Raw genomic sequence first — 10,317 nt, forward strand, 5'->3', positions numbered from 1 at the left:
GCCGCCGCGGCGCCGCACAGCACCGCGCGCCGCGGCGCTGCCCGGTCGAGATCCGCCGCCAGCAGCAGCGCATAGTAGAGCGGGTTGACGAAGAGCAGCCCTGCCCGCGCGCCGCTGCCCAGCGCACCGGCCACGAAGAAGCCGGACAGCGAGGCGAGCCCCGCCACCATCCAGGAGGTCAGCCCGAAGCCGAGGAACCAGGCCACACGGTCCGGCCGGTCCACCGTCGGCAGGGCGCGCATCGCCGCCGCCCAGGGCGTGACCGCGATGAAGGGCACCGCCGGCAGGAGCCGCCAGCGGTTGCGCGCCGACAGCACTGGCGTGATCGAGACCGCCATAGGCAGAAAGCGCGCATTCACCGCGACCGCCCCCAGGACTGCCATGCCGACGCCTCCGGCCCAGCCGCTGCCGGCCGCCTGCACCAGCACCAGTTGCCCGGGCATGCCGTAGATGCCCCAGCAGGCCAGCAGTGCCCAGCCGGGGGAGAGCCCCGCCTCCTGAACCGCCGCGCCGAAGGCGAGGAAGGTGGCCGCCATCGCGATGCCCGGCGCGCCAAGGGCTTCGCGCAGGCCAGGCAGGAAGGCGGTCGGGAGGATCACCCCCCCATGCTGCCACGATGGCGCGCATGCGCCAGTGCATGGACCCATGCCGGCGGGCGTCCAGAGGTGTGCTTGCACGCACGCGGCTCCCGGAACGATGCATAGACGGGTCGTTCTTGCGGCAAGCCCCGTCGTGCTGCGCTCCTGTTCCACGATGGCGGGGCCGATCACCGCTCGCTGCGCGACCGCCCCAGCGGAGGACACGACCCGGCGCCTTTCCGCCAGCCCCGGCTTCTTCTACGAAGCCCCGGCGCGGCAGCGCGCAACCGTCATCGCAGCGGCAACCCCAGGCCTGGACCACGCCCCGTGACCCTGACCCTCTATCCCGCCATCGACCTCAAAGGCGGCCAGGTTGTGCGGCTCAGGCGCGGGGAGATGGACCAGGCGACGGTTTATGCCGAGGACCCCGGGGCGCAGGCGCGCGCCTTCATCCAGGCCGGCTTCGCCTGGGTGCATGTGGTCGACCTCGACGGCGCCTTCGCGGGCAAGCCGGCCAATGCCGATGCGGTGCGCGGGATCCTCGCGGCCGTGCCCGGCGCGCGCGTCCAGCTGGGTGGCGGCATCCGCAGCATGGCGGTGGCCGAGGCCTGGCTGTCCGCCGGCGTCGCGCGGATCATCCTGGGCAGCGCCGCGGTGAAGGATCCGGACTTCGCGCGCGCCGCGTGCCGGGCTTTTCCGGGGCGCGTCGCGCTCGGCATCGATGCGCGCGACGGGATGGTGGCGACCGAGGGCTGGGCGGAAACGAGCGATGTCTCCGCCACCGACCTCGCGCGCCGCTTCGAGGACAGCGGCGCGGCCGCGGTGATCTACACCGACATTGCGCGCGACGGCATGCTGGGCGGGGTGAATGTGGGCGCCACCGCGGCACTGGCACGGGCGGTGGCGCTGCCGATAGTGGCGAGCGGCGGCGTGGCGGGGATCGAGGATCTCGTGGCGCTGCGCGATGCCGGTGCCGGAATCGAGGGCGCGATCATCGGCCGCGCCCTGTATGACGGGCGGATCGACCCTGCGGCGGCGCTGGCCGCCACGGCCTGAATGGGCGCTATTCGCTCGATCCACCGCCCCCGCCATCCGATCCGCCGCTGTCGGAGGACGAGCTGCCGCTGTCGGAGGAGTCCGAGCTGGACCACGACTTCCAGGACGGATCCCCGCTCAACTGCTGTTTCTCTGCATCGTCCATGGCAACGGTCGCTATGGCGGCTGTCGTGCCGGATGACCGGTCGCTGTCGCTGCCAGACTCATGGTCGGTGTCCTCGTCGTTCCCGCGCCGCTTGAGGCCATAGCGTTCGAGCACGCGGTCATAGGCGGCGCGCTTGCGCGGACCCCACCAGAAACGGGGTGAAGCACGCCGGATCTCGGCGTCGCTGAAGGTGAAGCCGTCCTCGATCATGCCCAGGCCCTGCATCGGCCGACTCCCTCGTCAGCACGCATTCACTTGACCGCGGCATCATTCCGCCGCAATCGCTCGCGTTTCCAGTGCGGCGCATCACGTCGCGCCGCTTTGCCGACAACCCGAAAGGTCATCCGCCCCCGTGCTCGCGCTGCGCGTCATCCCCTGCCTGGACGTGAAGGACGGCCGCGTCGTGAAGGGCGTGAACTTCGTCGAACTGCGCGACGCCGGGGATCCGGTAGAGCAGGCCCGCGCCTACGACGCCGAGGGCGCGGACGAGATCACCTTCCTCGACATCACCGCCAGCCACGAGAACCGCGACACCATCCTCGACGTCGTCTCGCGCACCGCCGCGCAGGTCTTCATCCCGCTGACCGTGGGCGGCGGGGTGCGCTCCGTGGAGGATGCCCGCCGCCTGCTGCTGGCGGGCGCGGACAAGGTCTCGATCAATTCCGCCGCAGTGGCCGACCCCGATGTGGTGCGCCGCTGCGCCGAGGCCTTCGGCAGCCAGGCGATCGTGGTGGCGATCGACGCACGCCGGAAGGACACGGGCGAGGGCTGGGAGGTCTTCACCCATGGCGGGCGCCGCGGCACCGGGATCGACGCGGTGGACTGGGCCCGGCGCGTGGAAGCGCTCGGTGCCGGGGAGATCCTGCTGACGTCGATGGACCGCGACGGCACCAAGCAGGGCTTCGACCTGCCGCTGACCCGCGCGGTGCGCGCGGCGGTGCGCCTGCCGATCGTCGCCTCCGGCGGGGTCGGCGCGCCGGAGCACTTCGCCGAGGGGGCGCTGGCCGGGGCGACCGGGCTGCTCGCCGCCTCCGTCTTTCACTACGGGGAATTCCGCATCGCCGACGCCAAGGCCGCGCTCGCCGCGGCCGGCCTGCCGGTGCGCCACGCCCCGCGCAGCATGAGGGCCGCCTGATGGCCAAGACCGCGAAGAAGAAGGCCGCCGCAAAGAAGGCCGCGCCGAAGAAGACCACCGACAAGACGGCTGCGCCGAAGACCGCGGCCATGCCGGTGCCCGCCATGGTCCGTGGCACCAAAGCCGCAGCCAAGGCGAAGCTGCCCAAGCCGGTGCGCAAGGCCGAGAGGCGCCTGCTCGCCCCGCTCGCCCCGCCGATCGAAGGTGCGGACGCCGCCATCCTCGACCGCCTGTGGCAGGTGGTCGAGACGCGCCGCCAGGCCGGCAATGCCATGACCTCCCATTCCGCCAGGCTGCTCGCGCGCGGCACCGCCAAGGTCGCGCAGAAGCTGGGCGAGGAAGCGGTGGAATGCGTGATCGAGGCCGCCACGGGCAACCGGGCGGCCACGGTGCTCGAGAGCGCCGACCTGCTCTACCACCTGGTGGTGGTCTGGGTGGATGCCGGGATCGCGCCTGCCGAGGTCTGGGCCGAACTCGCGCGCCGCCAGGGCATCTCCGGCATTGCCGAGAAGGCGTCGAGGCCGCAGGGCATCCTGCGCGCGGCGGGCACCCGCAAGCTGCCGTGACCGGGGGCGGCGATCCGCACGCCGCGGTTCATCACGCTTGCGCCTTCGGCGCTCTTAGCGAGGATGCGCCGGAAGGAGACCCGCCATGTCCGTGACCGGCCTGCCGCCCTATGACGACGCCAACATCTTCGCCCGCATCCTGCGCGGCGAGATCCCCTGCAAGCGCGTGGACGAGAGCGACCACGCGCTCGCCTTCCACGACATCAACCCGCAGACACCGGTGCATGTGCTGGTGATCCCGAAGGGGCGCTACGTGTCGATCGCCGATTTCTCGGCGAACGCGACCGAGGCCGAGATCGCCGGCTTCTGGCGCCTGGTGGGGAAGGTGGCCAAGGACCTTGGCCTCGAGGCCGGCGGCTATCGCGTGCTGACCAACATGGGCGTGGATGGCGGGCAGGAAGTGCCGCATTTCCACGTCCATATCTTCGGCGGGCGGCGCATCGGGCGGATGGTGCCGCGCGCCGAGGGGTAACGCCTGGTCCGCGACGGCGGGATCCCCGCAACGGTGAACCGGTCGCTCAAGCAAGGGCTGCGGCGCGATCCATCCAGGTGGATCACGCCGTAGCGATCAGCCCGCGGGCTGTGCCGGGGCCGGCGTGGGCCGCGCCGGCGCACCCTCCGGGTTCGGCGCGTCGGCCGGGCGCGGTCGGTTCATCATCGCGCCGGTCATCGGGATGAAATACACGCCCACATCCTTGCGGCTGCGAACGCGCCCGTCCTCGTCCTTCGTGTAGATGTACAGGAACTGCCCGCGACGGAACGGCTGGCCGATCGGAATCACCAGCCGCCCGCCGGGCTTGAGCTGCTGGATCAGCGCAGGCGGCACGTATTGCGCGGCGCAGGTCACGATGATGGTGTCGAAGCCGCCGGTCACCTCCGGCCAGCCGAAGAAGCCGTCGCCCACGCGGGTTTCCACGTTGCTGTAGCCGAGCGGCGCGAAGATGCGCTGCACGGCAGTGCCGAGCGGGTTGATGATCTCGATCGAATACTGCTTCGCCACGCAGCGCGACAGCAGCGCCGCCTGGAAGCCGGAGCCGGTGCCGATCTCGAGCACGACATGCTCGGGCTTCGGCGCGCAGACCTGCGTCATGTAGGCCTGGCCCAGGTAGTCCGACAGCGCCGAGCCGTAGCCGAGGCCCCAAGGCTTCGGGTCGGCCTCGTAGGCATTGACCGCGCCGTTCGCCCTGCCCTCGTAGTTCCAGTGGAAGTATTCGCGCGGCAGGGTTTCGAAGGCGCGCATCACGACGGGGTCGGCCTCGCCGTTGAACCGCGCCTTCAGGTAGCTCTCGATCCGGCGCAGCGCGGCGGGCTTGCGCGCCTGGATGGCGTTGAAGGTCGCATCCGTCATTGCGGTCTCGCGGCCCGAGGCGCGCATCGCCGCCAGGTAGGCGTCCCGCGTCCAGGCGGTGCTCCCTTGCGCGCGCACCAGCGGCGGCGCGGCCAGCGCGCCGAGCGCACCGAGCAGCAGGGGGCGGCGGGAGATCGTCATGGGCGTGTCCTTGGCCAGGCGAGGGCGGCGGCAGAGTAACAAAACATTCCTGCCGCCAGAAGCCAGGACAGGCCTGCCCCGTGCCCCAAAAGGTTCGCCAGCGGCGTCGCCACCACCGAAAACGCGCCGTTCAGCGCCCAGGCCCAGGGCAGCAGCGCCGGCCCCTCCTGCTGGAAGCGATCGAGGCCGAGCGGGAAAGGGAAGCCCAGCGCTAGCGAAATGGGTGCGAGCGCCACCACCAGGATCGCCGCGCGCACCAGCCAGGGAAGGTCGAGTGCCGCCAGCACCGCCGGCCGCACGCCGAGCAGCGCGAGCGCCCCGCAGCCCAGCGCCACCAGCACCGCGACGCGCAAGGCCCGTCCGGCCTGCCGCACCGTGCCCGCCCACATCGCGCCAATGCCGGAGAAGACCAGCATGGTGGTCAGCACCAGCGCGAAGCCCGAGGTGCGGTCCCCCAGCAGCAGCGCCGCATGCTCGATGAAAGCGATCTCGACCAGCAGGAAGCCCAGGCCGAGCGCCGGGAAATACACCAGCGCGCGCCCCAGCACCGAGGCCGGCACGCGCAACGCACCGCGCGCGAACAACGGCAGCAGAGAGACCACCAGCGCCAGCACGATGGCCTGCGCCAGCACTGCCACGTTCACCAGAAGCCCGATCTCCTGCTGCGGCAGGATTTCTATGCGATCCAGCGCCGCCCCCAGCGAGGGCAGCCGCACCAGCGGCGACAGCCAGGGCCGGTCGGCCGTGACGGGCGATCTGTCGAAGGCATCCTCGGGCGGCGTGCCGGCCAGCACCAGCGTCGCCTCCCGCGCCACTGCATCCTGCGCGGCGCCGCCCTGGTCCACCGTGGTCGCTTCCAGCGAGACCGGCGGCAGGTCGTTCCAGACCTCGCGCCCTTCCATCACCAGGCCCGGCGCGTAGGAGAGGTCGAAGGAACGTTCCTCGGCGAAGGCGGACAGCCGTTCGACCTGCGCCGGCGTGAAGGGGTCACGCGCCACCAGCACGCGCAGGTTCCAGGCAGACCGGATCACCACGACGTGTCGTGCGGGATCCGCCACGCCGGCGATACGCAGCGCCTCGCGCGCCGTGGACAGCACCCGCACCGCATAGACCGGCAATTCGCGGATGCCGATCGGCACGGACACCATCCCGCCCGGTTCGAGCCGGGCCAGGAATCCCGCCAGCGCCTGCGCCGAATAGGCCGTGCGGTTCTGGTCGTCGGCGCCGAGGAAATCCCCCGCAACATCCACCAGGTTGTAGCGCCCCTGCGCCGTGAGCGGATGCGCGGCCGAGATGACGACCCGCTGGTCGTAGGCCGGCGCCGGCGAGGGCCCGAGGCCGCGCAGCAGCGCCTCCCGCAACACCGGCTCGGGTTCGATCACCGTGACCTGCGCCGCGCCGAGCGCGAGCGCCTCCGCCGCGCGGAACCCGCCCGCGCCGCCCAGCACCAGCACCCGCGGCGCGTCCAGCAACGCATAGGGCGCGCCATCCAGCGCCGCTCGTGCATGCGCGGCCTCCGGCTGTCCGTTCGGCAGCGCCGCGATGCGCGACCCGTCGCGATACAGCCCGAAGGATCGCGGCGGCGGCGGCACGCCAAGCCCGCCGGCATTGTTCGAGACATCCACGTCCAGCCGCTCGGTGAAGTTGTCGAGCAGCTGGTACACGCCGCGCGGCGAGAGCACCTCCGCCACCACGCGGCTGTCGGGCACGTTCAGCGGCGCGTAGATCGCCTTGAACTCGTTCACCCGTGGCGCGGCGAAGGCCAGCACCGCCGCTTCCGTCCCCGCCAGCACCACCACAGCCGCAACACGCCAGCGCGTCCCGCCCGACAGCACCGCCGCCACCGCCAGCAGTGGCAGCAGCGCGGGCACCAACGCAAACGGATGCAGCACGAACATCAGCAGCAGCGCCAGCACCGCCCCCGTGCCCGCGCCCAGCAGGTCGTAGCCATAGACCCGCCCGACCTGGTCCGCATGCACCACGAAGTTCAGCGACACCGCGAGCCCGGCCAGGAAGAAGAACGGGAACAGCGCCGCATAATACAGCGCGATGTTCACCAGCTGCGCCTCGGCCGTCGCGGGGTTCTGCAGCTCGAGTGGATTGAATCCGTTCAGCGTCGCGCCGATCCATCCCGCCCCGCCAACCGCCAGCATCGCGACCGGCAGCGCCGGCAGCAGCCAGCGCGCATGACGCAGGAACACGCCCCGCCCCAGCACCATCACCACGCCCGAGACGGCGAACCCCGTCATGGCGATGGAGATCACCCAGTAGCCGTACTCGGACCAGCTCGCGACGGCGAAGAATCGCGTCAGCGCGATCTCGACCCCCACCGCCGCGCCGGCGATGAGGAACAACGGAAACAACGAAGCCATCAGCCCCAGGCCGCCCTGCGCGAGAGGAATTCTTCCATCGACGCATTGAAGCGCGCCGCCTCGTCCACGAACAGCGCATGGCCGGCGCCTTCGTAGACCTCGACCACCGGCGCCGGATGCCGCTGCGCCACCGCCTCCGCCTGGCCGCGCAACCGCGGCGTCACCGCGTAGTAGACCGGCCGCCGCACGGCATAGAGGCTGTCCCGCCAGAACTCCCGCGGCCGAGGATAGGACAGCAGCCGGATGGACGCCTCCACCGGCATGCGCTGCGCCTCGCGCGCAATCCCATCGAGATACGAAGCCTCCTGCGGCGTGCGGTACATCCCGGCGACGAAGCCCCGCACCGTCGCTTCCCGCCGCTGCCGCAGATTCTGGAAGAAACGCGACGGACGCGGCGGCGGCGGCGTGCCCTCGCCCACCGAATTGTCGATCAGCGCAAGCCCCGCAATCCGCCCATCCCCCGCCAGATCGGCATAGGACAAGACATCCAGCACGCCGAGCGACCACCCGGCCAGCACCACGCGCCCACCGCCCAGATGCGCCAGGAGATCGCGCACATCCTGCCCGCGCCTGGTCGGCTCATACCCGTCCCGCGGCACCTCGCTCCCGCCTTGCCCCCGCGGGTCCAACACCACCACCCGCCACCGCCGCGACAATACCTCCACCTGCGGCGCGAAAATCCGCCCGGGCATGCACCACCCCGGCACGAACACCACCACCCGACCCGACCCGGCCTCCAGATATCGCAGCCGCACGCCATCACTCGTCCTGAACCAGCGCTCGCCCGCCGTCGCCGCCATGGCGGGCGCGGCGAGGGCACACGCGGCGAGGGCTATCAGGGCACGGCGGCTGGCTTTGACGGGGGTAACGGCGAACCGGGAGGGCTCTGCCCTCCCGAACCCTCCCGCCGGGGGCATACGTGCCCCCGGACCCGCGGAGACCGAATGGCCGGAAGGGAGGAGGGGCTCAACGGCGCTGCCAACGCGCAGGGTGCGCCATGCCCCTCCTCCCTTCCGGCCATCTGCCCCAGGGCCTGGGAGGCGGTTGCCTCCCAGCGGGGGGTTCGGGGGGCTGGCCCCCCGTGCGCCGCCATTCCCGGTCACAGCGGCCGCCGCGCCTTGAACGCCGCCGCGAGCGTGCCGTCGTCGAGCACGTCGAGGGCGCCGCCGATGGGCACGCCCTGGGCCAGCCGGGTGATTGTGGCGCCGGTCGGTTTCAGGCGGTCGGTCAGGTAGTGGGAGGTGGTGGCGCCGTCGACGGTGGCCGGCAGGGCGAGGATGACTTCCTCGATCTGGTCGGATTCGATGCGGCGCAGCAGGGGGGTGATGCTGAGGTCTTTAGGGCCGGTGCCGCCGAGGGCCGAGAGCAGGCCGCCCAGCACGTGGTAGGTGCCGCGGTGGGCGTGGGCGCGTTCCAGCGCCCAGAGGTCGGCCACGCCTTCCACGACGCAGACGAGTTTGCGGTCACGGTGCGGGTCGCGGCAGATGTGGCAAGGCGATTGGGTGTCGAGGTTGCCGCAGGTCTCGCAGGGACGAACGGCCTCGGCGGCGGCGTGCAGGGCTTCGGCGAGCGGGAGCATTTTCTCGGCCGGGTCCATCAGCATTTTCAGCACGGCGCGCCGTGCGCTGCGGCGGCCGAGGCCGGGCAGGCGCGCCAGCAGCGTGATCAGGTGTTCGACCGGGTCGTTCTGCATCACCCGCCGGGGCTTGTCCAAGGGCCGGCGGGCTTGAGCCGCACGGCGGTGCCCGAGGCGCTGACCATGAGCATGCCGTTGTTGCTGCCCAGCACCTCGTAGTCGATGTCGATGCCGATGATGGCGTCGGCGCCCAGCGCCTGCGCCTGTGCCGTCAGCGCCGTCATGGCGGTGTCGCGGGCCGAGGCCAGTTCGCGTTCATAGGTGCCCGAGCGTCCGCCCACCACGTCGCGGATCGAAGCGAAAATGTCCTTGAACACGTTCACGCCCAGCACGGCATCGCCGAAGACGATGCCGAGATAGGTGTCGATCTCGCGCCCTTGGATCGTGCCGGTGGTGGCGTAGATCATCAGAAGGGCAGCTTCATCCCCGGCGGCAGGTTGATGCCGGCGGTCGCCTTCTGCATTTCCTCGGCCATGGTGACTTCCACCTTCTGCTTGGCGTCGGCATGGGCGGCGACCAGCAGGTCTTCCAGCACCTCGCGTTCGTCGGCGTTCATCAGCGACGGGTCGATGGTCACGCGCCGCAGGTCGCCCTTGCCGGTCAGGCGCACCTTGACCATGCCGCCGCCGGAGGACCCCTCGACCTCGGTCGCTTCCAGCTTCGCCTGCATCTCCTGCATGCGCGTCTGCATCTGTTGCGCCTGCTTCAGCATGTTGCCGAGGTTCTTCATCGTATTGTGCCTTCAGTCGTCGTTGGGGATTTCGTCGTCGGTCCAGGCGGATTCCGCCTCGGGCGGGGCGAAGTCACGCCCGTCGTCGTCGTCGGTGTCCGCGGTGCGGGCGGCGGGGGTCAGCGGCAGGCCGTAGTCATCGGCGCCGGCGTCGCGCACGGCTTCGATGGTCGCACCCGGGAAGGCGGCGAGGATCGCCTGCACCAGCGGGTGGCTCTGCGCGGCGGCGCGGCGGTCGGTCTCGGCGCTGCGGCCCTGCTCGGCCAGCGTCGGTTCGCCCGGTTCGTTCGTGACCGTGACGGTCCAGCGCGCGCCGGTGCGATCCGCGAGCAGCGCGGTGAGTTGCGCGGCCAGGTCACGCGGGGCGGAGGGCTGCGGGCGGATCTCGACGCGTCCGGGCGCAAGGCGCACCGGGTGAACGTCGTGCAGCAGATGCGCGTGCAGCAGCGGCTTCACGCCGGAGGCCAGCGCCACCACCTCGCGCCATTCCCGCGGCTGCGGCGGCGCGGCGGGGGCTGGTTCCGGTGCAGCGGCAGCAACGGCGCCCCCGCCGGCGATCGCGCGCATGCCGCCCGAGCCACCGCCCGGCGCGGGGCGCGGCGCAGCGTCG

The 10,317-nt window shown here is 71.6% G+C and carries 12 protein-coding genes and 1 pseudogene; 4 read left to right on the top strand and 9 right to left on the bottom strand.

What is annotated here, in order from left to right:
* Positions 1–599 (bottom strand): AzlC family ABC transporter permease (locus HW578_RS17000; RefSeq protein WP_198371805.1); only part of this gene is annotated, 599 nt, incomplete at its 3' end.
* A 306-nt stretch (positions 600–905) separates the two neighbouring features.
* On the opposite strand from HW578_RS17000, the gene hisA reads away from it, so the two are divergent.
* Complete coding sequence (hisA, locus tag HW578_RS17005) at positions 906–1,634, top strand: 1-(5-phosphoribosyl)-5-[(5-phosphoribosylamino)methylideneamino]imidazole-4-carboxamide isomerase (RefSeq protein ID WP_198371806.1); 729 nt, start codon at positions 906–908, stop codon at positions 1,632–1,634.
* 7 nt (positions 1,635–1,641) lie between these two features.
* On the opposite strand, the gene HW578_RS17010 is transcribed toward hisA, so the two are convergent.
* A complete protein-coding gene (locus HW578_RS17010) occupies positions 1,642–2,004 on the bottom strand; it encodes a hypothetical protein (protein WP_198371807.1) in 363 nt (120 codons plus the stop codon).
* 127 nt (positions 2,005–2,131) lie between these two features.
* On the opposite strand from HW578_RS17010, the gene hisF reads away from it, so the two are divergent.
* The 3 genes from hisF to HW578_RS17025 all read left to right on the top strand — a co-directional run bounded on the left by hisF (position 2,132) and on the right by HW578_RS17025 (position 3,952).
* Positions 2,132–2,914: an imidazole glycerol phosphate synthase subunit HisF gene (hisF, locus tag HW578_RS17015; RefSeq protein ID WP_198371808.1), complete on the top strand. Its 783-nt coding sequence runs from the start codon at positions 2,132–2,134 to the stop codon at positions 2,912–2,914.
* Positions 2,914–3,480: a phosphoribosyl-ATP diphosphatase gene (locus HW578_RS17020; RefSeq protein WP_198371809.1), complete on the top strand. Its 567-nt coding sequence runs from the start codon at positions 2,914–2,916 to the stop codon at positions 3,478–3,480. Before hisF ends, HW578_RS17020 begins: the two co-directional genes overlap by 1 nt.
* 85 nt (positions 3,481–3,565) lie before the next feature.
* Complete coding sequence (locus HW578_RS17025; RefSeq protein WP_198371810.1) at positions 3,566–3,952, top strand: histidine triad nucleotide-binding protein; 387 nt, start codon at positions 3,566–3,568, stop codon at positions 3,950–3,952.
* A 96-nt stretch (positions 3,953–4,048) separates the two neighbouring features.
* Here the strand turns inward: HW578_RS17025 and HW578_RS17030 are convergent, their stop codons facing one another.
* From HW578_RS17030 to HW578_RS17060, 7 genes and pseudogenes are all read right to left on the bottom strand, one after another.
* Positions 4,049–4,969 (bottom strand): protein-L-isoaspartate O-methyltransferase family protein, encoded by a 921-nt coding sequence (locus tag HW578_RS17030; RefSeq protein ID WP_198371811.1) that lies wholly within the window; start codon positions 4,967–4,969, stop codon positions 4,049–4,051.
* The gene (locus HW578_RS17035) at positions 4,966–7,341 is read right to left on the bottom strand and encodes a spermidine synthase family protein (protein ID WP_198371812.1); all 2,376 of its coding nucleotides are present in this window, start codon (positions 7,339–7,341) and stop codon (positions 4,966–4,968) included. The genes HW578_RS17030 and HW578_RS17035 overlap by 4 nt, the downstream gene beginning before the upstream one ends.
* Positions 7,341–8,096 carry an alpha/beta fold hydrolase gene (locus HW578_RS17040; RefSeq protein ID WP_198371813.1) on the bottom strand — a complete coding sequence of 252 codons (756 nt, stop codon included), beginning with the start codon at positions 8,094–8,096 and terminating at the stop codon, positions 7,341–7,343. Before HW578_RS17040 ends, HW578_RS17035 begins: the two co-directional genes overlap by 1 nt.
* 344 nt (positions 8,097–8,440) lie before the next feature.
* Positions 8,441–9,034, bottom strand: coding sequence for a recombination mediator RecR (recR, locus tag HW578_RS17045; protein WP_198371814.1), 594 nt, complete (start codon positions 9,032–9,034; stop codon positions 8,441–8,443).
* Positions 9,034–9,384 carry a heavy metal-binding domain-containing protein gene (locus HW578_RS17050; RefSeq protein WP_198371815.1) on the bottom strand — a complete coding sequence of 117 codons (351 nt, stop codon included), beginning with the start codon at positions 9,382–9,384 and terminating at the stop codon, positions 9,034–9,036. Before HW578_RS17050 ends, recR begins: the two co-directional genes overlap by 1 nt.
* Positions 9,384–9,707 carry a YbaB/EbfC family nucleoid-associated protein gene (locus HW578_RS17055; protein WP_198371816.1) on the bottom strand — a complete coding sequence of 108 codons (324 nt, stop codon included), beginning with the start codon at positions 9,705–9,707 and terminating at the stop codon, positions 9,384–9,386. The genes HW578_RS17050 and HW578_RS17055 overlap by 1 nt, the downstream gene beginning before the upstream one ends.
* A 12-nt stretch (positions 9,708–9,719) precedes the next feature.
* Positions 9,720–10,317: pseudogene (locus tag HW578_RS17060) on the bottom strand (DNA polymerase III subunit gamma/tau); the annotation flags it as partial.

It is taken from the genome of Roseomonas rosulenta (assembly GCF_016106005.1).
Taxonomy (GTDB): domain Bacteria; phylum Pseudomonadota; class Alphaproteobacteria; order Acetobacterales; family Acetobacteraceae; genus Neoroseomonas; species Neoroseomonas rosulenta.